General features: G+C 71.6%; 21 protein-coding genes. 12 read left to right on the top strand and 9 right to left on the bottom strand.

Translation table 11 applies throughout. The annotated features are described in order from the left end of the window. Nucleotides 1–156: 156 nt before the first annotated feature. From AOQ37_RS27795 to AOQ37_RS27785, 3 genes are all read right to left on the bottom strand, one after another. Nucleotides 157–1,215 (bottom strand): LacI family DNA-binding transcriptional regulator, encoded by a 1,059-nt coding sequence (locus AOQ37_RS27795; RefSeq protein ID WP_062648053.1) that lies wholly within the window; start codon nt 1,213–1,215, stop codon nt 157–159. A 68-nt stretch (nt 1,216–1,283) separates the two neighbouring features. After that, nucleotides 1,284–1,868, bottom strand: a complete 585-nt coding sequence (locus tag AOQ37_RS27790; protein WP_062648051.1) for an isochorismatase family protein — start codon at nt 1,866–1,868, stop codon at nt 1,284–1,286. Nucleotides 1,869–1,965: 97 nt separating this feature from the next. After that, complete coding sequence (locus AOQ37_RS27785; protein ID WP_062648049.1) at nt 1,966–3,312, bottom strand: nicotinate phosphoribosyltransferase; 1,347 nt, start codon at nt 3,310–3,312, stop codon at nt 1,966–1,968. A gap of 89 nt (nt 3,313–3,401) precedes the next feature. Between AOQ37_RS27785 and clpS the strand changes: the two genes are divergently transcribed. The 4 genes from clpS (at nt 3,402) to AOQ37_RS27765 (ending at nt 6,759) form a co-directional block, all read left to right on the top strand. Continuing rightward, nucleotides 3,402–3,767: an ATP-dependent Clp protease adapter ClpS gene (gene clpS, locus AOQ37_RS27780; protein WP_062648047.1), complete on the top strand. Its 366-nt coding sequence runs from the start codon at nt 3,402–3,404 to the stop codon at nt 3,765–3,767. Nucleotides 3,768–3,778: 11 nt separating this feature from the next. Beyond that, complete coding sequence (locus tag AOQ37_RS27775; protein ID WP_062648045.1) at nt 3,779–4,387, top strand: DUF2017 domain-containing protein; 609 nt, start codon at nt 3,779–3,781, stop codon at nt 4,385–4,387. A gap of 320 nt (nt 4,388–4,707) precedes the next feature. Next, nucleotides 4,708–6,141, top strand: coding sequence for an amino acid permease (locus tag AOQ37_RS27770; RefSeq protein WP_062648043.1), 1,434 nt, complete (start codon nt 4,708–4,710; stop codon nt 6,139–6,141). Nucleotides 6,142–6,336: 195 nt separating this feature from the next. Beyond that, a complete protein-coding gene (locus AOQ37_RS27765) occupies nt 6,337–6,759 on the top strand; it encodes a M67 family metallopeptidase (protein WP_062648041.1) in 423 nt (140 codons plus the stop codon). A gap of 106 nt (nt 6,760–6,865) precedes the next feature. Here the strand turns inward: AOQ37_RS27765 and AOQ37_RS27760 are convergent, their stop codons facing one another. Next, nucleotides 6,866–7,225, bottom strand: coding sequence for a hypothetical protein (locus AOQ37_RS27760; RefSeq protein ID WP_062648039.1), 360 nt, complete (start codon nt 7,223–7,225; stop codon nt 6,866–6,868). 133 nt (nt 7,226–7,358) lie between these two features. Beyond that, entirely contained in the window at nt 7,359–9,707 is a 2,349-nt protein-coding gene (locus AOQ37_RS27755; RefSeq protein ID WP_062648037.1) for an immune inhibitor A domain-containing protein, read from the bottom strand. Nucleotides 9,708–10,075: 368 nt separating this feature from the next. Between AOQ37_RS27755 and AOQ37_RS27750 the strand changes: the two genes are divergently transcribed. Next, nucleotides 10,076–10,435 (top strand): hypothetical protein, encoded by a 360-nt coding sequence (locus tag AOQ37_RS27750; RefSeq protein WP_062648036.1) that lies wholly within the window; start codon nt 10,076–10,078, stop codon nt 10,433–10,435. Between the two features lie 66 nt (nt 10,436–10,501). Here AOQ37_RS27750 and AOQ37_RS27745 read toward each other — a convergent pair whose 3' ends face one another. Together AOQ37_RS27745 and AOQ37_RS27740 are read right to left on the bottom strand one after the other, a co-directional pair. Then, a complete protein-coding gene (locus tag AOQ37_RS27745) occupies nt 10,502–11,221 on the bottom strand; it encodes an RDD family protein (protein ID WP_062648035.1) in 720 nt (239 codons plus the stop codon). Between the two features lie 153 nt (nt 11,222–11,374). Then, nucleotides 11,375–13,207: an RDD family protein gene (locus AOQ37_RS27740; protein ID WP_062648034.1), complete on the bottom strand. Its 1,833-nt coding sequence runs from the start codon at nt 13,205–13,207 to the stop codon at nt 11,375–11,377. Between the two features lie 273 nt (nt 13,208–13,480). On the opposite strand from AOQ37_RS27740, the gene AOQ37_RS27735 reads away from it, so the two are divergent. Continuing rightward, the gene (locus tag AOQ37_RS27735) at nt 13,481–13,957 is read left to right on the top strand and encodes an SsgA family sporulation/cell division regulator (protein WP_062648032.1); all 477 of its coding nucleotides are present in this window, start codon (nt 13,481–13,483) and stop codon (nt 13,955–13,957) included. A gap of 64 nt (nt 13,958–14,021) precedes the next feature. Here AOQ37_RS27735 and AOQ37_RS27730 read toward each other — a convergent pair whose 3' ends face one another. Further along, entirely contained in the window at nt 14,022–15,392 is a 1,371-nt protein-coding gene (locus tag AOQ37_RS27730; protein ID WP_062648441.1) for an FAD-binding oxidoreductase, read from the bottom strand. Between the two features lie 98 nt (nt 15,393–15,490). Here AOQ37_RS27730 and AOQ37_RS27725 point away from each other — a divergent pair, with 98 nt between their 5' ends. Continuing rightward, nucleotides 15,491–16,963: a tetratricopeptide repeat protein gene (locus tag AOQ37_RS27725; protein ID WP_078890386.1), complete on the top strand. Its 1,473-nt coding sequence runs from the start codon at nt 15,491–15,493 to the stop codon at nt 16,961–16,963. Between the two features lie 59 nt (nt 16,964–17,022). Here the strand turns inward: AOQ37_RS27725 and hppD are convergent, their stop codons facing one another. After that, nucleotides 17,023–18,168: a 4-hydroxyphenylpyruvate dioxygenase gene (hppD, locus tag AOQ37_RS27720; protein WP_062648030.1), complete on the bottom strand. Its 1,146-nt coding sequence runs from the start codon at nt 18,166–18,168 to the stop codon at nt 17,023–17,025. A gap of 126 nt (nt 18,169–18,294) precedes the next feature. Between hppD and AOQ37_RS27715 the strand changes: the two genes are divergently transcribed. Genes AOQ37_RS27715 through AOQ37_RS27695 form a run of 5 tightly spaced genes read left to right on the top strand, consistent with a single transcriptional unit; the run spans nt 18,295 to nt 22,555 of the window. Further along, complete coding sequence (locus AOQ37_RS27715; protein ID WP_062648028.1) at nt 18,295–18,777, top strand: Lrp/AsnC family transcriptional regulator; 483 nt, start codon at nt 18,295–18,297, stop codon at nt 18,775–18,777. A 59-nt stretch (nt 18,778–18,836) separates the two neighbouring features. Beyond that, nucleotides 18,837–19,484: an ABC transporter permease gene (locus tag AOQ37_RS27710; protein WP_062648026.1), complete on the top strand. Its 648-nt coding sequence runs from the start codon at nt 18,837–18,839 to the stop codon at nt 19,482–19,484. Next, complete coding sequence (locus AOQ37_RS27705; protein ID WP_062648024.1) at nt 19,477–20,727, top strand: betaine/proline/choline family ABC transporter ATP-binding protein; 1,251 nt, start codon at nt 19,477–19,479, stop codon at nt 20,725–20,727. The genes AOQ37_RS27710 and AOQ37_RS27705 overlap by 8 nt, the downstream gene beginning before the upstream one ends. Continuing rightward, complete coding sequence (locus AOQ37_RS27700) at nt 20,724–21,587, top strand: ABC transporter permease (RefSeq protein WP_062648022.1); 864 nt, start codon at nt 20,724–20,726, stop codon at nt 21,585–21,587. Before AOQ37_RS27705 ends, AOQ37_RS27700 begins: the two co-directional genes overlap by 4 nt. Then, nucleotides 21,584–22,555 carry a glycine betaine ABC transporter substrate-binding protein gene (locus AOQ37_RS27695; RefSeq protein ID WP_062648020.1) on the top strand — a complete coding sequence of 324 codons (972 nt, stop codon included), beginning with the start codon at nt 21,584–21,586 and terminating at the stop codon, nt 22,553–22,555. Before AOQ37_RS27700 ends, AOQ37_RS27695 begins: the two co-directional genes overlap by 4 nt. Nucleotides 22,556–22,558 lie beyond the last annotated feature (3 nt).

Here is a 22,558-nt window from a genome sequence, read left to right as displayed (position 1 = left end):
GCTCCTGGAATGTGATCCCACATCGCGGACGGTATGGGGCCGGAGGGTGAGATGTGCGCGTGCCGCCGGGTCGGGTCCGCGAAGCAGCACGGGCTGTGCGAAGGGCGAGCGTGCGTGCCGGGCGTCGCGAGCCGGGCGGGACTTCGCGGTCACGGCCTAGGCCGACGCGCGGCGCACCAGGCGAGTGGGGACGATCACGGAGGGCCCGTCCGGGAGTTCGTCCGGCGCGTCTTCCCGGGCGAGCAGCAGTCTGGCCATCAGCCGGCCCATCTCCTCGGTGTCCTGGTGGACGGTGGTGAGCGGCGGGTCGGTCGTCTCGGCGATCGAGGTGAGGTCGTCGAAGCCGACGACGGCCACGTCCTCGGGGACCCGGCGACCGCGCTCGCGCAGGGTCTGGAGGGCGCCGGACGCCATGAGGTCGGAGGCGACGAACACGGCGTCGAGGTCGGGGTGGCGGTCCAGCAGCGCGGCCATGGCGTCGGCGCCGCCCTGCCGTGTGTAGTCGGCCCGCTGCACGAGGTCGGGGTGCGGCGGGCCGGCGTCGCCCAGTACGTCCCGGTACCCGGCCAGCCGGTCCGCGGCGGAGTTCTCCTGGTCGTAGGGCCCGGCGACGGTCGCGATCCGCCGCCGTCCGAGGGAGACCAGGTGCCGGACGGCCAGCCGGGCGCCGCCCCGGTTGTCGCCGTCGACATGGGCCTGGCCGTGCCGGACGGGGTCGCCGTCGCGCAGCAGCGGGCGGCCGCCGAACACGGCCGGGAGGCCGAGCCGGTCGACGATCTCGGCGAGCCGGTCGCCGGGGCGCAGGGAGAACAGGATGGCGCCGTCGACATGGCCGCCGCCGAGGTAGTCGGCCACGCGGGTGTAGTCGTCGGGTTCCTCCAGGAACAGCAGGACGGCCTGGGCGCCGTGCTGCGCGAGTTCCCGGCGGATGCCGCGCAGGAGGAGGTCGAAGAAGGGGTCGATGAAGAGCCGGTTCTCGGGCTGGGCGGCGACCACGGCGACGGCGTTCGTGCGGTGGGTGACGAGTTGCCTGGCCGCCTGGTTGGGGACGTATCCCAGCTCGGAGATCACGCGGCGGACCCGGTCGACGACCTCCGAGCGGACCTTGGCCTCCCCGTTGATCACCCGGGACACGGTGGACTTCGAGACCCCCGACTGCCGGGCGACGTCTTCGAGCGTGGGCCGCCGTATGTGCGAGCGTTGCGTCAACACCATCTCCGTGGGGGCGAGTTGTGCGTACACCTGACGGAAACGGTAACCGGCGGGCGGCGCCCCGGCCGGGATCAGACGACCGGCTTGCCCGTCAGCTCCACGCCGGCCGCGCGCAGTTCCTCCAGGGCGCGGTCGGTGCTCTCCTTGGCCACGCCGGCGGTGAGGTCCAGCAGGACCTGGGTGCGGAAGCCCGCGCGGGCCGCGTCCAGGGCGGTGGCGCGTACACAGTGGTCGGTGGCGATGCCGACGACGTCCACCTCGTCGATCTGGCGGTCCCGCAGCCAGTCGCCCAGCGTGGCGCCGTTCTCGTCGGCGCCCTCGAAGCCGCTGTACGCGGCCGCGTAGGCGCCCTTGTCGAAGACGGCGTCGATGGCGCCGGAGGCGACGGCGGGCGCGAAGTTGGGGTGGAAGCCGACGCCCTCCGTGCCCGCCACGCAGTGCGCGGGCCAGGAGTGCACGTAGTCGGGGTTGTCGGCGAAGTGGCCACCGGGCGCGATGTGGTGGTCACGGGTGGCCACCACATGCCGGTATCCGGCGGGCGCCTGCCCGATCAGCTCGGTGATGGCGGCCGCCACGTCGGCGCCGCCGGCCACCGCGAGACTGCCTCCCTCGCAGAAGTCGTTCTGCACGTCTACGACGATCAAGGCGCGGCGCATGGTCGGTGTCCTTCGACTGAGGGTGAAGTAATTGAGCCTAGAGACTTTGTCGGCCCCGCGGGAGGGGGCGTCGCCCGGCGCTCGCCGGGCACACGCCCTAGTTACCCGACAGGCCCTGTACATACTCCGTGGGAATGACGGGTTCCCCGCGCGACAGCTGGGTCGCGGACAGGGGCAGGCCGGCGCGGGCCGCCGCGTGGCGGTCGCGGACGGCGTCCAGGGGCTCGCGGCCGACGACCTCGCCGCCCTTGACCAGCTGCACGAGGAGCTGGTGGTCGACCAGGGCGGCGGGGACGTCCCCGGTGCCGACGACCTCGGCCTCGGCCACGCCCTGCGCGTCGCGCCGGCGGGCCGCCCACTTGCGGCCGCCGATGGAGGTCTTGCCGCCGGAGGACTTCTTCGCCACCGGCACCAGCGGCGCCTCGAGGTCGGCGGAGGTGGCGCGGGCGACCAGTTTGTAGACCATCGAGCAGGTCGGGTGCCCGGAACCGGTCACCAGCTGGGTGCCGACGCCGTACGCGTCGACGGGGGCCGCGGCCAGAGAGGCGATGGCGTACTCGTCGAGGTCGGAGGTGACGATGATCCGGGTGCCGGTCGCGCCGAGCTCGTCGAGCTGCTGGCGCACCCGGTGGGCCACGAGGAGCAGGTCACCGGAGTCGATGCGGACGGCGCCGAGCTCGGGCCCGGCGATCTCGACGGCCGTGCGGACGGCCTCGGCGACGTCGTACGTGTCCACGAGCAGGGTGGTGCCCCGGCCGAGCGAGTCGACCTGGGCGCGGAAGGCGTCCCGCTCGCTGTCGTGCAGGAGGGTGAAGGCGTGGGCGCTGGTGCCCACGGTGGGGATGCCGTAGCGGAAGCCGGCGGCCAGGTCGGAGGTGGTGGCGAAGCCGCCGACGTAGGCGGCGCGGGCGGCGGCCACCGCGGCCAGTTCGTGGGTGCGGCGGGCGCCCATCTCGACCAGGGGGCGTTCGCCCGCGGCGGAGGACATCCGGGAGGCGGCGGCCGCGATCGCGGAGTCGTGGTTGAGGACGGAGAGGATCACGGTCTCGAGGAGCACGCACTCGGCGAAGGAGCCCTCGACGCGCATGATCGGCGAGCCCGGGAAGTAGACCTCGCCCTCCGGATAGCCCCAGATGTCACCCGAGAAGCGGTATCCGGCGAGCCATTCCAGGGTCTCCTCGTCGACGATCTTCCGTTCGCGCAGGAAGCCGATGACGTCCGCGTCGAAGCGGAGGTTCTCGACGGCGTCCAGGACGCGTCCGGTGCCGGCGACGACGCCGTAGCGCCGGCCCTCCGGCAGGCGTCGGGTGAAGACCTCGAACACGCTGTGCCGGTCGGCCGTGCCCGCCTTCAGGGCGGCCTGGAGCATCGTCAGTTCGTACTGGTCCGTGAAGAGCGCCGTCGACGGAACATCCACCGGCAGCCCAAGGTCCGCAACGTCCACTTTCCTCACCCAGTCCGTGACTCTCCGGATACCCAGGGCATGGCCGAGGGCCCGGGGGTCGTCCCCCGGTATGTGCAGCATGGCAATGGATGGTACTCCCTTTTCGTCGGTGTGACGATTTCCCGGATGCGTGGCAGCATGGGCTTGTGACGTCACCCGCTCCCCTAGAGATCGAACGCACCGAGTCAGCCGACGAGGTCTTCGCCGTTCCCGAGCCGGACGTCCCCTGGGTCACGATCGTCCACAACGACCCGGTCAACCTCATGAGCTATGTGACGTACGTCTTCCAGTCGTACTTCGGGTACACCAAGGACAAGGCCACCAAGCTCATGCTCGACGTTCACCACAAGGGCCGGGCGGTCGTCTCCAGCGGTTCGCGCGAGGAGATGGAACGCGACGTGCAGGCGATGCACGGATACGGCCTGTGGGCCACCCTCCAGCAGGACCGGAAGTAGCCTCCCCTCCTATGCCTGGACACTTCGAACCGCTCCCCGGCGGCGGCGCGGCCGTCGCGCTCGACGACGTCGAGATCTCCATCATCCGGTCGCTGGCCGTGCAGCTCCTCGAGCTCATCGGTCCCGGCCCCGCCGAGGACGCCCCCGACGACCCGCTCGCCGAGCTGTTCGCCGAGGGGCCGAGCGAACCCCCCGCCGACCCGGTGCTGCGGCGCCTCTTCCCGGACGCATACACCGACCCCGAGGGCACCCCGGGCCCCGGGCGGGCGGACGAGCAGAAGGCCCACTCCGCGGAGTTCCGCCGCTTCACCGAGAACGATCTGCGGGCCGGCAAGCGCGAGAACGCCCTCACGGTGGTCCGCTCGCTGGACGCGCTGGCCTCCGAGGCGGCCGGCGAGGGCGGGGCGGTGCTGAAGCTGACGCCGCCGCAGTCCCAGCAGTGGCTCCGCGCGCTGAACGACCTTCGGCTCGCGATCGGCTCCCGGCTGGAGATCACCGACGAGGACGACACCGACCTCCTCTACCGGCTGCCGGACGACGACCCGCGCAAGCCGATGGTGATGGCCTACCTGTGGCTGGGCGGGCTCCAGGAGACGCTGGTGACGACCCTTCTGCCCTAGTCCGTCCGCACTTTTGTTCGCTCAGAGGACGCTCAAATCCGGATAACGATCGCGTCACCGCGACGGCCGGGAGTGTCCTCTTTGTGTCTCGTTCATCCGCTTCTTCTTGTGTCGTGCGCCACAGCACGCCCGGCTGATCGATATTGCGGGCGTGATAAATCTTCACGACCGCCCGGCGAACACCACCCGCACGTTCGGCCGGGTGCGCCACCGAGCCGGTTGATCGCCGGCCAGGCATCGCTCCATCTATCCGGGGGGATCGAAACCCGATCCGAGGCCGACGAGAGGCCCGGTTCGGCATGGAGAAAGGCGCATCACACATGACCTCTGAGAAGGTCACTGACACCGCTGTCACTGACACTCCCGAAGAGGGGTACGAGCGCGGACTCGGCAGCCGCCAGGTCCAGATGATCGCGATCGGCGGCGCCATCGGCGTCGGGCTCTTCCTGGGCGCCGGGGCGAACATCGCCAAGGCCGGTCCCAGCCTCATCCTGATGTACGCCCTCGCGGGCGGGATCATCTTCTTCATCATGCGGGCGCTGGGCGAGCTGCTGCTCTACCGCCCGGTCTCGGGTTCCTTCGCGGAGTACTCGCGCGAATTCCTCGGCCCGTTCTTCGGCTACTTCACCGGCTGGACGTACTGGCTGATGTGGGTCGTCACCGGCATGGCCGAGCTGACGGCCGCCGCGATCTACGTCAACTACTGGTTCCCGGCCGTCCCCCAGTGGGTGACCGCGCTGGTCTTCCTGGTGGTCCTGTTCGGGGTCAACCTGATCTCCGTGAAGCTCTTCGGTGAGCTGGAGTTCTGGTTCTCGATGGTGAAGGTCACCGCGCTCATCGGCATGATCGTCATCGGCCTCGGCGTCCTCACCTTCGGCTTCAGCAGCGCAGGCGACACGGCCGCGGTCTCCAACCTGTGGGCCTTCGACGGCTTCTTCCCCAAGGGTGTCGGCTCGTCCCTGATGACCCTCCAGGGCGTCATGTTCGCCTACCTCGCGGTCGAGCTGGTCGGCGTCACGGCGGGCGAGTCGCAGGACCCGGAGAAGACGCTCCCGAAGGCGATCAACACCCTGCCGTGGCGGATCGCGCTGTTCTACGTCGGCGCGCTCACGGTCATCCTCTGCGTCGTGAAGTGGACGGAGTTCGCGCCCGGCGTGAGCCCGTTCGTCGCCGCGTTCGCGAAGATCGGCATCCCGGCGGGCGCCGGCATCGTGAACTTCGTGGTGCTGACGGCGGCCCTGTCCTCCTGCAACTCGGGCATGTACTCCACCGGCCGGATGCTGCGGAACCTGGCCGACAGCGGCGAGGCCCCCGCGGTCTTCCGCAGGCTGTCGTCGACGAAGACCCCCGCCTTCGGCATCACGGTCTCGGTCCTGTTCATGGGCATCGGCGTGATCCTGAACTACGTCGTCCCCGAGAAGGCCTTCGGCTACGTCACCTCGGTGGCCACCGCGGCCGGCATCTGGACCTGGCTGATGATCCTGATCAGCCACGTCCTCTACCGCCGCGCGGTCGTCGCGGGCCGGCTGCCCGCCTCGTCCTTCCCGGCCCCGGGCGGCTCGGCGTTCAGCTGGGTGGCCATCGCCTTCCTGCTCTTCGTCACCGGCCTGATCGCCTACGACGCCGACTCCCGCGTCTGCCTCTACGTGATGGCGGGCTGGGCGGTCGCCCTCGGTATCGGCTGGCTGGTCCTGAAGGGCCGCAACCCCGAGATCACCGCGCGGCGCGAGCCGGAGTTCGAGAAGGTCGGCTGACCGACCGGAGGACCATCCCCGGGACGTCCGGCCGCAGGGAGCACTCGTGGCGCCCCCTGCGGCAGCCGCTCAGGACGTCCGCGACGCGGGACGCTCCGTACCACTCCCCGGTACGGAGCGTCCCGCCCGTCGCCCGCCACCACCCTGCCCGACGCGCTTCGCGCGCCCCTTTTTCCTTTGCTTATCCTGGCGACCATGCTGACCATCACCCAGGCCCTGCACGACCAGATCGTCGCCCACGCGCGCAAGGACCACCCCGACGAGGCCTGCGGCGTGGTCGCTGGTCCGGCGGGCACGGACCGCCCGGAACGCTTCATCCCGATGCTGAACGCGGCCATGTCGCCCACGTTCTACGAGTTCGACTCGGGCGACCTGTTCAAGCTCTACCGCGAGCTGGACGACCGCGACGAGGACCCGGTGATCATCTACCACTCGCACACGGCCACGGAGGCGTACCCGTCCCGCACGGACATCTCGTACGCGAACGAGCCGGGCGCGCACTACGTGCTGGTGTCGACGGCGGACACGGACGGCGGGGGCGAGTTCCAGTTCCGCTCGTTCCGCATCGTGGACTCGGTGGTCACCGAGGAGGACGTCCGGGTGGTCGAGGCCTACTGAGGCCCCCGCCCCGCCCGTCCCGCCCGCGGCACCGCCACCGCGACACCCGGGCCGCAGCCGCCGGGCTCAGGCTCCCGCGGCCACGCTCAGGCCGCAGCCGCCACGCTCAGGCCGCCGCCGCGGGGCGCCTCAGCAGCGACCGGATGGGGCGCCACAGCTCCGGTACGGCCACGACGCCGATCGGGACGCCGTTGCCCGGCGCCGTGCGCCAGATCAGGCCGTCCGGGTGGTGGAGCACCGCCGTGACCTCGTCCGGGGTGGGTGGCTCCGCGTTGCCGCGCAGGTAGACGGCGCGCAGGCCCAGGTTCCGGAGCCTGGTCAGGGCCCGGGCCCGGTTCTGGGCGTGGACCAGCACGCGCACGCCCGCGGAGGGGCCTGCCAGGCCCTCCCCGGCGGTGGGGCTGGGCAGGTTCAGCGCCACCACCACCATGCCGTCGGGCAGCTTGCAGAAGCCTCCTGCGGCCATGCGGTCACACCCCCGTGCGCGTCGGTATCGAGTTCGGCGTCAATAAGAAGAACACAGGACGCACCTAAACACGATCGGCGGCAACCCGCCAGGGGGTTGCCGCCGATACGCTTCTGACCTGCACAAACGTCGACTACTTGGTCGACGGACCAACCTTCACCGTGATCGTCGAGCCGCTGAGCGGCTCGTTGACGATCTTGATCGAGGTGTTGGTGTCAGTGACCTTGACGCCCGCGAGCGGGGTCGCGGCGTCGTAGTACGTGGACTTGCCGTCGTCGAAGACCGGGACACCCGGGCGCGACTTGATCTTGACCGCGACGTCCGCCCTGTGCAGCGTGATCGCGTCCGTCCGGTACTGGCTGAAGGGCGAGTCGAAGCTCTGGAGACGGGCGTTCATCACGGAGCCGTCCGCCCACTTCAGCGCGGTCGGGTGCGAGTCGACCGGAAGGATCAGGCCCTCACCCGGGTGCTGGCTGGTGTTGTCGTCCGCCTGCGAGGTGTCCCACTTCCAGATCAGCAGACCGTTCTGGTACGGGTAGTGCTCCACCCAGTCGGGGCGGGTCGTCGAGAAGCCGAAGTTGTACGGGCCGACCTGGAGGGTCTTGTCGTACGACACGTACTGGCGGTTCTCGGCGATGTAGTACTGCGCGTAGTCGTCCGTGATGGACGCGCCGATGCGGGAGAAGCCTGCCGCCGTCCACGCCGGGTCCGCGGTCTCCGCGTTGTCGGCGAAGAGCGTGGCGCCGTCCGCCGTCACGGTGATCTCGTCGGCCGCGAAGCCCTTCTGGGCCACGCCGCCGTCGGTGGCGTAGCGGAACCGGACGCTGATCTTCTGGCCCGCGTAGGCGTTCAGCGGGAAGGTCAGCTTCTGGTAGGCGTCGACCGTGCCGGTGAGGGCGGGCTTGCCGCTGCCGTCGCGCGGGATGGCGCTGCCGTCGGCCAGAGTGCCGTCGACCGGCGTCCAGTTGGAGCCGTCGGTGGAGACCTCGGTGTACAGGTAGTCGTAGTCCTGCTCGATGTCCCACCAGCCGTCCAGGGACAGCGACGCCGACGTCTTGCCGGTCAGGTCGACCGCGCGGGTCAGGGTGTTGCGCAGGTCGTCACCGCTGCCGCTCCACCACTGCGTGGCGCCCTCGGCCGGGGCGACCACCTCGGTGGTGACCTCCTTCTCCGGCAGCTGGACCACGAGGGCCTGGGCGTTCTTGGTGTTGTACTCCGCGACGCCCAGCGTGTGGGTGGACTTCTTGCCCGCCGCGGCGACGTCGTAGTCCAGCCAGCCCAGCTGGAGCTTGTCCCAGGCGTTCATGTCGCCGGGCAGGTCACCGATGGCCTGCTTGCCGGTGCCGAGCCAGGAACCGGAGGACATCAGGGTCCAGAAGCCGGTGGAGTTCTCGCCGCCGCCGGAGGTGTCGTACTCGTCCGGCAGACCGAGGTCGTGGCCGTACTCGTGGGCGTAGACGCCGAGTCCGCCGTTCTCCGGCTGGATGGTGTAGTCGCCGACCCAGATGCCGGTGTCGCCGACCTGGGTGCCGCCGAGCTTGTTGGTGTCCGGGCCGGTGGAGCCGGCGTCGGTGCCGAAGGCGTACCAGCGGTGCGCCCAGATGGCGTCCTCGCCCTGGGCGCCGCCGCCCGCGGACTCGTCCTCGCCGGCGTGCACGATCTGGAAGTGGTCGATGTAGCCGTCGGACTCGTTGAAGTCGCCGTCGCCGTCGTAGTCGTAGCGGTCCCACTGGTCGAACTCGGCCAGCTCCGCCTTGATCTCGGCGGCGGTGGCACCGGCCGCCTCACGCTCGGCGACCCACGCGTTGACACCGTCCTGGACCGCGTACCAGGCGCCGGTGGACGCGTCGTTGGAGCCGTACCGGGCCTCGTTGTAGGGGACCTTGACCCAGTCGGTCACCTCGCCCTCGACCGAGTAGCGGCCCGAGGACTGCTTCTCGTAGTACTTCTTCAGCGACTCGGTGTTCTCGCCGGTGCCGAAGTACAGGTCCTGGAAGTGCGCCTGGTTGTAGTCGGCCTGCCAGGCGGTGGAGTTGTCCTTGGTGCGGTCCGGCGCGGCGATCTGGTTGTGCAGCGGGCCGGCCGTGCCGCCGTAGCGGCTGTCGACCTGGTCGCCGAACTCGACGAGGATCGTGAAGATCTTGTCGGTCTTCTCGCGGCCCAGCTCGACGTACTTGCTGTCGCCCTTGCGGCTCTTGAGCTGGACGACCTTCGAACCGTCCCGGTCCTTGACCGAGGCCTCACCGGATATGACCTGCTTCAGGGCCTCCTCGCGCTGCGCCTCCTGGGTCTTGCTGAGCGGGCCGTCGAAGTCGTGCTCCTTGGCCTTGGCCGGCTGAGGGTCCTGCCGGTCCACCGCCGGGGCCTTCGCCGAGGTGTTGTCGGCGGCCTGTGCCACGGCGAACGCCGAGAACGTAGCCGAGGCCGCCGCAAGGGCGACGACCGTCGAGGCCGTCCTGAACGTCCAGGATCTACTGGTCACTTGATGTCCTCCCACGCACGCGTCCGGACGCGCGGAAAGGGGGGATCCCTGTCAAGGAAGGTCCGCGCGCTGTTATACGCGTGTAGTCAAGTGACGCCATTTGACTACTGGTTTACGAGAAAAGACAGACCTTGACTTGGACAAGTCAACTGCATTATTGGGAGGGCGTGTTCGCATTGCGGACATGTGACGTTTACGTGAAGGAGGCCCTGACGGGCGCGCGGGACGGTCCGGTTGACGGACGCCATGACTCCGTGCGCCCCCTGTGCACCGGCACCGTGGGTTAGGTCACGCTTACCGTTCGTCCCGCTCGGGCATGCAGGCGATTAGAGTCGAGACCGCCCCCGCTTCCGAGGACACCGATTGCCATGCCTCGTCCGACTGTCGCACAGCTCACGTACGGTTCCTGCACCGTCATCTTCTCGACGCTCGCCATGCTGCTGCTGTCACAGACGAGTTCGGGCCCCGGGATCGCGGTCGTCGTCGTCGCCGCGGTCGCGCTCGGCGTGCTCGTCGCCATGACGGTCCCGGTGCCGAAGCCGTCGCGCGCCCCCGTGGCCCGCTCCACGACCCGTTCCGTGATCCGACCCGCGGCCCGCTCGACGGCGAGCCTGCCCGCGAGCCGGCCCGAACCCGTCACCGTGCCCGCGCGTGCCCCCGTACACGCGTCGGTCCCGGCCTCGGTCGCCTCGGCGTCCGAGCCCGTCCGGGAGCGCACCGCCCCCTGACACCCGCGCACTTGACGCAGGGCCCGCACCTCGTGGTGCGGGCCCTGCGTCGTGCGCGCGGCCGGCTCACCGCGTGCTGACCACCACCGTCTTGGCCGCCTTGTCGTGCAGACCCTGCTTGTAGGGCTTGTCGAAGTAGCTCCAGCCGCCGCAGATCGCCGTCCACACACAGGCGCAGCAGAACGCGAACGGCACCCACAGCACCAGGGCGCGGACCAGCGAGGTCTGCGCCGAGGGCGTGGAACCGTTGTCGAGGTTGGCCACCCGCATGCCGAGCCACTTCTTGCCCAGCGTCTGACCGGACTTGGCGGTCAGGATCGTGTCGTAGGCCACGTACAGGATCGCCGCGAGGAGTTCCCGCCCGAAGGTCTTGCCGAACTCGATGTCGTCCGCGTCCACCGTGTACTGCGCGACCCCGAAGGCCCAGGCCAGCAGCGACACCACGATGAAGACGAGGATCATGTCGATGATCCGGGCCAGCGTGCGCTTGCCGCTGTCGGCGAGCGGGGGCATCCCGGAGAGCGGGTCGGCCGGGTAGCCGCCGTAGGGGTCGCCGCCCTGCGGACCACCGCCATAGGGGCCACCGCCGTAGGGCGGGGGCTGCCCCGCCCCACCGCCGTACGGGTCGCGCGGCGCGTCGTACGGCGAGCCCTGCCCCGCACCGGACGGGGGCTGTCCCTGCCCGTACGGGGGCTGCGGAGGCTCCTGTCGCGGGGGCCGCTTCCTGAACGGGTCGTCCTCCGGCGGCTCGCCGCCGCCGGAGCCGGGGGGCGGTTCGGTGGTCATGCCCCCGAGTCGACCGCGAACCCGCGGACTCCGCATCCGGCGAGCGGCCGTCCGGGGGACGGAAGGCCGAGACGGAAGGCCGGGGGGACGCAGACCCGGGAGCACGAGGGCCGGGGCACGGAGGCCGGAGGAGGGCAGCCGGGCGGGTTCGGGTCAGCCGGCGACGAACGTGTGCGCCGCCTTGTCGTGCCAGCACTGCCGCCACGGCTTGTCGAACAGGCCCCAGACGACGCCCACCACGCCGATGACCAGCAGCCCGGGCACGCTGAGGACGAGCCAGCGACGCAGGGCCGCCCCGAAGGACGGGGGCTCGCCGCCCTCGATGTCCCGCACCTGGACACCGCACAGCTTCTTGCCCAGCGTGCGGCCCCACTTCGCGGTCGGCACGGCCTCGTACACGATCCCGAAGCCCAGCAGCACGGCGAGGACGATCCCGAGGTACACCGACGTCGTGCCGTCCAGCAACCAGACGGTGACGGTCTCTCCGGTGAGCTTGGCGGCGTCGACCTTCGCCGTCACGTGGTCGACGGCCTTCGCGCCCAGCGGCACGGCCGCGGCGGAGGTGACGGCCGCGAGGACGAGCGTGTCCAGGAGACGGGCGGCCAGCCGCTTGCCGATGCCCGCGGGACGGGCCTCGGAGGCCCGCCGGGCGGCCGCCTGGAAGATGTCGTCGACCGGCGGCTTCCAGGGCGCGACGGGTCCGCCCTCGGCACCCGCGAGCTGGTGCACCTGCTGCGCCCACGAGGACTGCCCGCCGCCGGGACCGGCGGCCATGGGGACGGCGGCCTGCGCGGCGGCCTGCGGCGGCTGCGGCCCGCCGGTGGGCTGAGGCCCGCCGGTCTGCTGGGGCACGCCGGGCGCGGCACCCTGCTGGGGACCGGCGAGCGGGGCGGGCGCGGGCACCGGCGCGGGTGCGGGTGCGGGCGCCGCACCGGCCTGCGCGGCCGGGAAACCGGCGGGGCCCTGCGGTGCGGGGCTCGGCACGGGGGCCGGAGCCGGAGTCGGGGCGGGGACCGGTGCCGGGGCGGCGGCGACGTGCGCCGGGCCCTGCGGTGCGGGGCTCGGCGCGGGGGCCTGGGCGGGGACCGGTGCCTGGGCCGCGGCGACGTGTGCCGGGCCCTGCGGGGCGGGGACGCCCGGGGGTTGGGCCGTGGCGCGCTCGGCGGCCGCCTTGCCCGCCCCGAAGCCCGGCTCGGCGGGGGCGGGCGCCCCGACCGGACCCTGGGCGCCGAAGGCGGCGGACGCGGCCGGGGCGGGGTCGCCCGGCCCGGGGGTCCCGGGAGCCGCCGTGGGGCCGGGCCCCCGGGCGGCGTCGGGGAACGCGGGGTTGCCCACCGGGCGGACGCCGGACGGGGCGTCCCGGTGGCCGCTGCGCGGGGCCGGCGGGCCGAAGGTGACCGTGCCCTCGTCGGCGACCGGCCCCGGGGCGCCGGAGGTACCGGCGGCGGGGGCGGCGGCACCCGGCGCGGGCGCGGCGGCGCCGCCCGCCGTCGGGCGGCGGAAGACGAAGGTGCCCCCGGAAACCACGTCCCCGTCCCCGGCACCTTCCTCCGGCGCCGCGGGCGGGATCGGCGACGTACCGTCCGTGCTCGTGGACCGGCCGTCGGGCTGCGCCGGGGCGGGCGTGGGCACCCTGGGGTCGGCGCCCTGCGGGGCGCCCCAGGAGACGCGGCGGTCCTGGTCGCCGCCGAAGCCGGACTGATGGGCGCGGTCGGCGCCCCACGCGGAGGCGGGCTCCGGACGGCCGCCGTACGGGTCCGCCGGTGCCGGGTCCTCGTCGAAGAAGTGCGGGCCGGTCTCCTCGACGGCGGCCGGCGGCGAGCCGGGCGGAGGCGTGAGCGGTCGGCCGTCGGAGGGCGCCGGCCGGCTGGTGCCCGGTACCCAGGAGGCACCGTTCCAGTACCGGACGTATCCAGGGATGGAGGGGTCCGGGTAGTACCCCTCGCGGGGCCTGTCGTCGCCGGGTGCCGGGGTTGGGGCGCTCATGTCCGTCGTCCCGTATCTGCTCGGGGGTGGGATGGGGGGCTCCACATCTATCAGACCGACGCAAGCCCCACTGCCAGTCCTGTCGGACCCGCCCCTTTCCGGGCAAGCCCGTGCACGCTCTTCACATGTTCGGAACCGCCCGCCGGAGGCGGGCTCCCGAACCCGCCGAAAAAAGTTCTCCGGACCCGCGTAATGGTTCCGGGCCGAGCCCCTCTCCACTCGTACGGGCCCACCGCGGGTCCGCGCGAGGCCCGTCCCGAGAGGAGAACCGACATGCATCACACCGTGGTGGAACGCGAACTGGAGCTCAGGCTGATCCTGTCGCCGGAGCGCAGCATCCCGGTCCCGGCCCGGCTGCGGTACCGCAGCGACGACCCGTTCGCGGTCCACGTCGCCTTCCACATCAACTCCGAGCACCCGGTCGACTGGACGTTCGCCCGTGAACTGCTCGTGGAGGGCGTGTTCCGGCCGTGCGGGCACGGGGACGTGCGGGTGTGGCCGACGAAGGTGGAGGGGCGCAGCGTCGTGCTGATGGCGCTCAGCTCGCCCGACGGGGACGCCCTTCTCGAAGCGCCCTCGGCCCAGGTCTCGGCCTGGCTGGAGCGGACGTTGCGGGTGGTGCCCCCGGGGACCGAGGCCGATCAGCTCGGGATCGACGACGGTCTGGCCGAGCTGCTCGCCCCGACACCCGCGGACGACCTGTGGCTGTGCGACCCGTGGCCGTCGGACGAGTCCGTGGACGGGGAGTGAGGCATCGCGCGCGGGCACACTCCCGGCCCCGGCGGCGGACCGGGCGGCGGACCCGGCGGCGCGGTCAGAACAGCTTGCCCGGGTTGAGGATGCCCAGCGGATCGAACGCCGCCTTGACCGCCCGCTGCATCTCCACCCCCACCGGGCCGATCTCGCGCGCCAGCCACTCCTTCTTCAGCACGCCCACGCCGTGCTCGCCGGTGATGGTGCCGCCGAGTTCCAGGCCGAGCCCCATGATCTCGTCGAAGGAGTCGCGGGCGCGGCGGCACTCGTCGGGGTCGGCCGCGTCGAAGCAGACGGTGGGGTGGGTGTTGCCGTCGCCCGCGTGGGCGACGACCCCGATCGTCAGCCGGTGCTTCTCCGCGATGCGCTCGACACCCTCGATCATCTCGCCGAGCCTGGACCGGGGCACGCACACGTCGTCGATCATCGTCGTGCCCTTGACGGCCTCCAGGGCGACGAGCGACGACCGACGTGCCTGGAGCAGGAGTTCGGACTCGGCGAAGTCGTCGGCCGGGACCACCTGGGTGGCGCCGGCCGCCTCGCAGAGCGCGCCGACGGCGGCGAGGTCGGCGGCCGGGTCGGCGGTGTCGAAGGCGGCCAGCAGCAGCGCCTCGGTGGTCTCCGGGAGGCCCATGTGGGTCAGGTCGTTGACGGCCCTGACCGTCGTACGGTCCATGAGTTCGAGGAGGGACGGGACGTGTCCGCCGGCCATGATCCGGCACACCGCGTCGCAGGCGGCGGCCCCGGACGCGAACTCGGCGGCCAGCACCAGTTGCTGCGGCGGCTGCGGCCGCAGGGCGAGGACCGCGCCGACGACGATCCCCAGCGAGCCCTCCGAGCCGACGAACAGCCGGGTGAGGTCGTATCCGGCGACGCCCTTCGCGGTGCGGCGGCCGGTGGTCATCAGGCGGCCGTCGGCGAGCACGACGTCCAGGCCGAGGACGTACTCGGCCGTCACCCCGTACTTCACGCAGCACAGTCCGCCCGACGCGGTGCCGATGTTGCCGCCGATCGTGCACATCTCCCAGCTGGAGGGATCCGGCGGGTAGTAGAGACCGTGTTCGTTGACCGCGCGGGAGAGCGCCGCGTTGACGACGCCCGGTTCGACGACGGCGATCCGGTCGACGGGGTTGATCTCGATGATCCGGTCCATCTTCGTCAGCGAGAGGACGACGCAGCCCTCGGAGGCGTTGGCGCCCCCGGACAGTCCGGTGCGGGCGCCCTGCGGGACGACCGGGACGCGCAGTGCGGTCGCCGTGCGCATGACGTGCTGGACCTCTTCGACGGTACGCGGCAGCACCACGGCGGCGGGGGTGCCGGCCGGGCAGAAACTGGCCATGTCGTTGGCGTAGGAGCCCGTGATGTCCGGGTCGGAGAGGACGGCCTCGGGGGGCAGGCCGGCGAGCAGACGGTCGACGAGGTGACGGCTCATGATCACAGGTTCGCACCCGGGGCCATCGGTGTGAACCCCGTCCGCCCGAGCCATCGGCTGACGTCGTACGGTCGTCGTACTGACGCACAGTGAGCGCCATGGAGAACGCAGAGCGCGGCGCCGAAGAGCGCACCGCGCCCGAAGAGACCGCCGCGGGCGACGCGGCTCCCGCGGCCCCCGGCAGGGTGTCCCGGCTGCGCCGGCGGCTGCTCGTCGGCTCGCTCGTGGGGTGTCTCGCGCTGGGCGGCGGGGTGCTGCTGAGCCTGCCCGGCGAGGAGTCCACCGTGCGCCGGGCGCCCGGGCCGGCTCCGGGGGCGCAGGCGGGCACGGCGGTCCGTGCGGGGGTGCCGGCCGCGCTGCCGGATCTGGCGGTGCTGATCGACGAGCGTGAGAGCCGGGTGCGGGCGCATCCACGGGACGCGCTGTCCTGGGCGGTGCTCGGCTCGGCCTACGTCGAGCAGGGCCGGCGCACCGCCGACGCCGCCGTCCTGTACCCGAAGGCCGAGCGGGCGTTGCGGACCTCGCTGAAGGTGCGCCCGAAGGCCAACGCCGAGGCTCTCGACGGTCTGGCAGCGCTGGCGAACGCCCGCCGTGACTTCCGGGCGGCGCTGTCCTTCGGCGAGGCGGCGCGCAAGCTGGCGCCGAAGCGCTGGACGACGTACCCGCAGCTCATCGACGCGTACACCGGGCTCGGCGACTACAAGAAGGCCCGCAAGGCCCTCGACTCGCTGACGGCGCTGCACTCCGGTCCTGCCGTGCGGGCCCGGGCGGCGGGCGTCTACTGGGAGCGGGGCTGGCGCGAGGACGCGCAGGCCGCGCTGGCCGACGCGGCGGCCGGCGCCTCCTCCCCCGCCGAGCAGGCGGCCTGGCTGGAGCGGGCGGGGCAGCTGGCCTGGGAGCGCGGTGAGCGGGAGGACGCCCTGCGGCACTTCCAGGAGGCGGTCAGGATCGACCCCGACCAGCGGGCCGCGCAGGCCGGGCAGGGGCGGGCGCTGGCGGCGCTGGGGCGGAGCTCGGAGGCGTTGAGCGCGTACCGGGTGGCGCTCGCCAAGCAGCCGTCACCGGCGTACGCGCTGGAGCTGGGCGAACTGTACGAGTCGCTGGGCCTCACGCAGGCGGCGCGCGTCCAGTACGACCTGCTGCGGGCGCGGGTCCGGCAGGAGGCGGCGGGCGGGGTGGACGGGGCGCTGGTGCTCGGCCGGTTCGAGGCGGACCACGGGGATCCGGCCTCGGCGGTGCGGCGGCTGCGGGCCGAGTGGCGGCAGCAGCCCGGGATCGCGGTCGCGGACGCGCTGGGCTGGGCGCTGCACCGGGCCGGGGACGACAAGGAGGCGCTGGGGTTCGCGCTGATCGCCACCGACCGGGTGCACGGGGGTGCCGTGCTCAGCGCGCCGTACATGTACCACCTGGGCATGATCGAGCGGGCGCTGGAGAGGGAGGGTCCGGCCCGACGGCATCTGACGGAGGCCCTGCGGATCAATCCGTACTTCTCGCCGCTGCTCGCCCCGGTGGCCCGGGAGGTGCTGGCCCGGCTGGGCGGCGAACCGGCCCCGGCCGAACTGCCGGAGTGAGCGGCGGCCGTGAGAGCGGCCGTGAGCGGCGGCCGTGAGAGCGGCCGTGAGCGGCGGCCCTAGAGGTTGCCGCGCTTGTCCTGCTCGCGTTCGATCGCCTCGAACAGGGCTTTGAAGTTGCCCTTGCCGAAGCCCATGGAGCCGTGCCGTTCGATGATCTCGAAGAAGACGGTCGGCCTGTCCTGGACCGGCTTGGTGAAGATCTGGAGCAGGTAGCCGTCCTCGTCGCGGTCGGCGAGGATCTTCAGCTCGCGCAGGGTCTCGGCGGGGACGCGGGTGTCGCCGACCCATTCGCCGAGGGTGTCGTAGTAGGAGTCGGGGGTGTCGAGGAACCGGACCCCGGCCGCCCGCATGGTCCGTACCGTCTGCACGATGTCGCCGGTGTTGAGCGCGATGTGCTGGACGCCTGCGCCGCCGTAGAACTCCAGGTACTCGTCGATCTGGGACTTCTTCCTGGCGACGGCGGGCTCGTTGATCGGGAACTTGACCTTGCGCGTGCCGTCCGCGACGACCTTCGACATCAGGGCGCTGTACTCGGTGGCGATGTCGTCGCCCACGAACTCCTTCATGTTCGTGAAGCCCATGACCTTGTTGTAGAAGCCGACCCACTCGTTCATCCGGCCGAGTTCGACGTTGCCGACGCAGTGGTCGATCGCCTGGAAGGTGCGGTGGGCGGGCGGTTCGACGATCGGCTCGGCGGCGGCGAAGCCGGGCAGGTAGGGGCCGTCGTAGCCGGAGCGGTCGACCAGGGTGTGGCGGGTCTCCCCGTAGGTGGCGATCGCGGCGAGGACGACGGTGCCGTGCTCGTCCTTCAGCTCGTACGGCTCGGCGACCGAGCGGGCGCCGTGCTCGATCGCGTAGGCGTACGCGGCCCGCGCGTCGGGGACCGCGATGGCGAGGTCGACCACGCCGTCGCCGTGCGCGGCCACATGCCGTTCGAGGAAGTGGCCCCAGGGGGTGGCGGCCTTGACGACGGAGGTCAGGACGAACCGGGCCGAGCCGTTGGTGAGCACGTACGAGGCGGTCTCACGGCTGCCGGTCTCCGGTCCGCAGTAGGCGACCAGCCGCATGCCGAAGGCGGTGGAGTAGTAGTGCGCGGCCTGCTTGGCGTTGCCCACGGCGAAGACCACGGCGTCCATTCCCTCGACCGGGAAGGGGTCGGCCCGCCGGGCGGTGCCGGGGGTGTGCTGTGTGATCCGGGTCATGGTCGAAGCCTCGCTCCGGGCGGCAAGGTGCGCAATAGTTCGCTCGGTCGCCGGGCAAGGTGTCCAGCGGGGCGGCGGTACGGACCGGAGCTCCGTACAGGGTGACCATCGCGGAGGCGGACGGGTATGGCGATCGACCGACTGGACGGCCGGATCATCGTGCTGCTGGCCCGGGAGCCGCGCCTGGGGGTGCTGGAGATGTCCCGGCGGCTGGGGGTGGCCCGGGGGACGGTGCAGGCGCGGCTCGACCGGCTTCAGTCGAATGGAGTCATCCGGGGATTCGGCCCCGAGGTCGATCCGGCGGCGCTCGGCTACCCGGTCACGGCGTTCGCCACGCTGGAGATCCGGCAGGGGCAAGGAGCCGACGTCCGGGCCCACTTGGGGTCGGTGCCCGAGGTGCTGGAGCTGCACACCACCACCGGCAGCGGGGACATGCTGTGCCGTCTGGTGGCCCGTTCCAACGCCGACCTCCAGCGGGTGATCGACCTGGTCGTCGGTTTTGATGGCATTGTCCGGGCCTCCACCGCGATCGTGATGGAGAACCCCGTTCCGCTGCGGATCATCCCGCTGGTGGAGCAGGCGGCCGAGGACGACCGGGACAGGCCCTGACCCAGCGGACCTGACCCGGAGCTGGTCCGGGCCTGGTCGACATGGGGCGGTGAGGGCGTGTGAACTTCTGGGAGTACCTGGCCAACCGCCACCAGCAGCTGCTCACCGACGCCTACCAGCAGGCCAGCCTGGTCTTCCAGTGCATGCTCATGGCGACCGCGATCGGCGTCGTGATCGGGGTCGTCACCTACCGCAGCGGCTGGGCGGGCAACCTCGCCACCGTCGGCACCTCGGCGATCCTGACCGTCCCCTCGCTCGCGATGATCGGTCTGCTGATCCCGCTCGTGGGGCTCGGCGTACCGCCGACGGTGATCGCGCTGACCCTGTACGGACTGCTGCCGGTGGTGCGCAACGCGATCGTGGGGCTGCGCGGCGTCGATCCCACGCTGGTGGACGCGGCCAAGGGCATCGGGATGTCCTCGGCGATGCGGCTGCTGCGGGTCGAGCTGCCGCTGGCCTGGCCGCCGATCCTGACCGGCATCCGGGTCTCCACCCAGATGCTGATGGGCATCGCCGCCATCGCCGCGTACGCCTCCGGGCCCGGCCTGGGCAACGAGATCTTCCGCGGCATCGCCTCGCTCGGCAGCAAGAACGCGCTCAACCAGGTCCTGGCGGGAACGCTCGGGATCATCATCCTGGCCCTGCTGTTCGACGCCGCGTACGTCGTCATCGGACGGCTGACGATTCCCAGGGGGATCCGTGTCTGAGACCGAGTCCGGGGGCGGCGCCCACGGGGCGACGATCGAGCTGGTCAACCTCACCAAACGGTATCCGGGCAACCCCAGCCCGGCCGTCGACAACGTCACCATGGAGATCAAGGCGGGCGAGACCGTCATCTTCGTCGGCCCGTCGGGCTGCGGGAAGTCGACCACGCTGAAGATGATCAACCGGCTGATCGAGCCGACCGGCGGCCGGATCCGGATCGACGGCGAGGACGTCACCGACATCGACCCGGTGAAGCTGCGCCGCAAGGTCGGGTACGCGATCCAGTCGTCCGGCCTCTTCCCGCACATGACGGTCGCGCAGAACATCGCGCTCGTGCCGAAGATGATCGGCTGGCCGAAGGGGCGGATCCGGGACCGGGTGGAGGAGATGCTCGACCTGGTCGGGCTCGACCCCGGCGAGTTCCACGGCCGCTATCCCCGGCAGCTGTCCGGCGGACAGCAGCAACGGGTCGGTGTGGCACGGGCGTTGGCGGCCGATCCGCCCGTCCTGCTGATGGACGAGCCGTTCGGCGCGGTCGACCCGATCACCCGCGACCACCTCCAGGACGAGCTGATCCGGCTCCAGCACGAACTGCACAAGACGATCGTGTTCGTCACCCACGACTTCGACGAGGCGATCAAGCTGGGCGACCGGATCGCGGTGCTGCGCGAACGCTCGCACATCGCCCAGTTCGACACCCCGGAGGCGATCCTCACCAACCCGGCGGACGACTTCGTCTCCGGATTCGTGGGGGCGGGGGCGGCGCTGAAGCGGCTCAACCTGAGCCGGGTGCGGGACGTGGAGATCACCGACTACCCGACGGTGACCGTCGACGACCCGCTCCAGACCATCTTCAACAAGCTGCGCTCCAGCGGTACCAACGAGATCCTGCTGCTCGACCAGCGCAGACGGCCGTACAAGTGGCTGCGCCGCGGCGACCTGATGCGGGCCAGGGGCTCGCTGGCGCGGGCCGGAACCCTGGTCAGCGACACGGTGACCCGGGACGCCACCCTGCGCGACGCGCTGGAGGCGGTGCTCACGGACAACACCGGGCGGGTCGCGGTCACCGGGCGGCGGGGCGAGTACATCGGGGTCGTCGACATGGAGACGCTGCTGAACTCCGTCCACGAACTGCTGGAGGCCGACCGGCTGGAAGCGCTGGAGGCGCAACACGAACTGGAGGAGGCCCGGGCCGCGCAGACGCACGCGGAACAGGAGGGACCGGGCGGAGAGGCGAAGGCATGAGCACTCCCGACCTGGACCAGAACGCCGGCGGCAGGGCCGGCCCGGCCGGGACCGCCGGGCCGGGCGACGGGACCGAGGGCGAGCCCGGGGAGACCAGGACGCGGCCCCAGGCGCCGCCCCGCCGCCGCCTCACCTGGCAGAAGCTGACCTTCCTGCCCGCCTTCCTGGTCGCCCTGCTGCTCGCGACCTGGCTGTGGTTCCAGCAGGCGGACCTGGACCCGATCTCCGAGAACGCGCTGTCGAACGGACAGGTGTCGAAGGCGCTGTGGCAGCAGGTGCAGCTCACGGTGATCTCCACCTTCTTCGTGCTGATCATCGCCATCCCGCTCGGCATCCTGCTGACCCGGGGCTCGCTGCGCAGGGCCACGCCGTTCGCGATGGCCGTCGCCAACATGGGGCAGGCGACACCCGCGATCGGTCTGCTCGCGCTGCTGGTGATCTGGCTGGGCACGGGCACGAAGGCCGCCCTGATCGGCATCATCGCCTACGCGATCCTGCCGGTGCTCGCCAACACCATCGCGGGCCTGAAGTCGAACGACCCGACGCTGCTGGAGGCCGCCCGCGGCATCGGGATGTCCGCGCTGGGCGTGCTGCGCAAGGTCGAGCTGCCGCTGGCCGTCCCGCTGATCCTGGCCGGGGTGCGCACGGCCCTCGTCCTCAACGTCGGCACGGCGACCCTGGCGACCTTCGGCGGGGGCGGCGGCCTGGGCGTGCTGATCACCACCGGCATCACCAACCAGCGCATGCCGGTGCTGGTCCTGGGCTCGATCCTCACCGTCTCGCTCGCCCTGCTCGTCGACTGGCTGGCCTCACTGGCGGAAGTGCTGCTGCGGCCGCGGGGACTGGAGGTGGACGCGTGAAGCGCTCCCGCCCGGTGATCGCCGGGACGCTGGCGGCACTGACCGGCTGCGCCCTGGCCGGATGCGGGCTCACCAGCGGCTCCCCCATGGTCGACGACGTCTCGCCCGGGTCGATCGGACAGGGTGAGCCGCTCGAGGGCGCCCATCTCACCGTGACGTCCAAGTCGTTCACCGAGAACCTCATCCTCGGCGCGATGATGGGCATCGCCTTCCAGGCGGCCGGCGCGGACGTCCTGGACCGCACCGGCATCCAGGGCTCCATCGGCTCGCGCGAGGCGGTCAGGAACGGCGACGCCGACGCCATGTACGAGTACACCGGCACCGCCTGGATCACCTACCAGGGCAACAGCGAGCCCATCCCCGATCCGCAGGCGCAGTGGCAGGCCGTGCACGACGCCGACCTGAAGAACGGCGTGACCTGGCTGCCGCCGTCACGGCTGAACAACACCTACGCGCTGGCGATGAACCAGGCCAACTTCAAGAAGTACGGCACCAGGACGCTGTCGCAGGTGGCCGCGCTCTCCAAGTCCGACCCGCAGGCCGTGACGCTCTGCGTGGAGAGCGAGTTCGCCAACCGGGCGGACGGACTCCCGGGCATGGAGAAGGCGTACGGGATGTCGGTGTCGGCGTCGCGGATCACGCAGATGGACACCGGGATCATCTACACCCAGATCCAGAAGGGCGCCTGCACCTACGGGGAGGTGTTCACCACCGACGGGCGCATCAAGTCCATGAACCTGGTGGTGATGGACGACGACAAGAACTTCTTCCCCAACTACAACGCGGCCCCCGTGGTCAACTCCAAGACGCTGAAGAAGTGGCCGGCGATCGCGAAGGTCATCGACCCGGTGACGAAGAAGCTGGACAACACGGTGGCCCAGGACCTGAACGCCAAGGTGGACGTCGACGGGGAGGACCCCCACCAGGTGGCCCTGGACTGGATGAAGAAGGAGGGGTTCGTGAAGTAGCGG

Source organism: Streptomyces maremycinicus (genome assembly GCF_001184025.1).
GTDB classification, from domain to species: domain Bacteria; phylum Actinomycetota; class Actinomycetes; order Streptomycetales; family Streptomycetaceae; genus Streptomyces; species Streptomyces maremycinicus.
Note: the sequence above shows the minus strand (reverse complement) of the source record. Positions and strands in the feature narration are given on the sequence as shown.

What these genes read in the sequence shown, in the direction of transcription:
- AOQ37_RS27795 (WP_062648053.1), bottom strand. Translation starts at nt 1,215, where the DNA reads ATGGTGTTGACGCAACGCTCGCACATACGGCGGCCCACGCTCGAAGAC.
- AOQ37_RS27790 (WP_062648051.1), bottom strand. Translation starts at nt 1,868, where the DNA reads ATGCGCCGCGCCTTGATCGTCGTAGACGTGCAGAACGACTTCTGCGAG.
- clpS (WP_062648047.1), top strand. Translation starts at nt 3,402, where the DNA reads ATGGTACTCCCTTTTCGTCGGTGTGACGATTTCCCGGATGCGTGGCAG.
- AOQ37_RS27775 (WP_062648045.1), top strand. Translation starts at nt 3,779, where the DNA reads ATGCCTGGACACTTCGAACCGCTCCCCGGCGGCGGCGCGGCCGTCGCG.
- AOQ37_RS27770 (WP_062648043.1), top strand. Translation starts at nt 4,708, where the DNA reads ATGACCTCTGAGAAGGTCACTGACACCGCTGTCACTGACACTCCCGAA.
- AOQ37_RS27765 (WP_062648041.1), top strand. Translation starts at nt 6,337, where the DNA reads ATGCTGACCATCACCCAGGCCCTGCACGACCAGATCGTCGCCCACGCG.
- AOQ37_RS27760 (WP_062648039.1), bottom strand. Translation starts at nt 7,225, where the DNA reads ATGGCCGCAGGAGGCTTCTGCAAGCTGCCCGACGGCATGGTGGTGGTG.
- AOQ37_RS27750 (WP_062648036.1), top strand. Translation starts at nt 10,076, where the DNA reads ATGCCTCGTCCGACTGTCGCACAGCTCACGTACGGTTCCTGCACCGTC.
- AOQ37_RS27745 (WP_062648035.1), bottom strand. Translation starts at nt 11,221, where the DNA reads ATGACCACCGAACCGCCCCCCGGCTCCGGCGGCGGCGAGCCGCCGGAG.
- AOQ37_RS27740 (WP_062648034.1), bottom strand. Translation starts at nt 13,207, where the DNA reads ATGAGCGCCCCAACCCCGGCACCCGGCGACGACAGGCCCCGCGAGGGG.
- AOQ37_RS27735 (WP_062648032.1), top strand. Translation starts at nt 13,481, where the DNA reads ATGCATCACACCGTGGTGGAACGCGAACTGGAGCTCAGGCTGATCCTG.
- AOQ37_RS27730 (WP_062648441.1), bottom strand. Translation starts at nt 15,392, where the DNA reads ATGAGCCGTCACCTCGTCGACCGTCTGCTCGCCGGCCTGCCCCCCGAG.
- AOQ37_RS27725 (WP_078890386.1), top strand. Translation starts at nt 15,491, where the DNA reads ATGGAGAACGCAGAGCGCGGCGCCGAAGAGCGCACCGCGCCCGAAGAG.
- hppD (WP_062648030.1), bottom strand. Translation starts at nt 18,168, where the DNA reads ATGACCCGGATCACACAGCACACCCCCGGCACCGCCCGGCGGGCCGAC.
- AOQ37_RS27715 (WP_062648028.1), top strand. Translation starts at nt 18,295, where the DNA reads ATGGCGATCGACCGACTGGACGGCCGGATCATCGTGCTGCTGGCCCGG.
- AOQ37_RS27700 (WP_062648022.1), top strand. Translation starts at nt 20,724, where the DNA reads ATGAGCACTCCCGACCTGGACCAGAACGCCGGCGGCAGGGCCGGCCCG.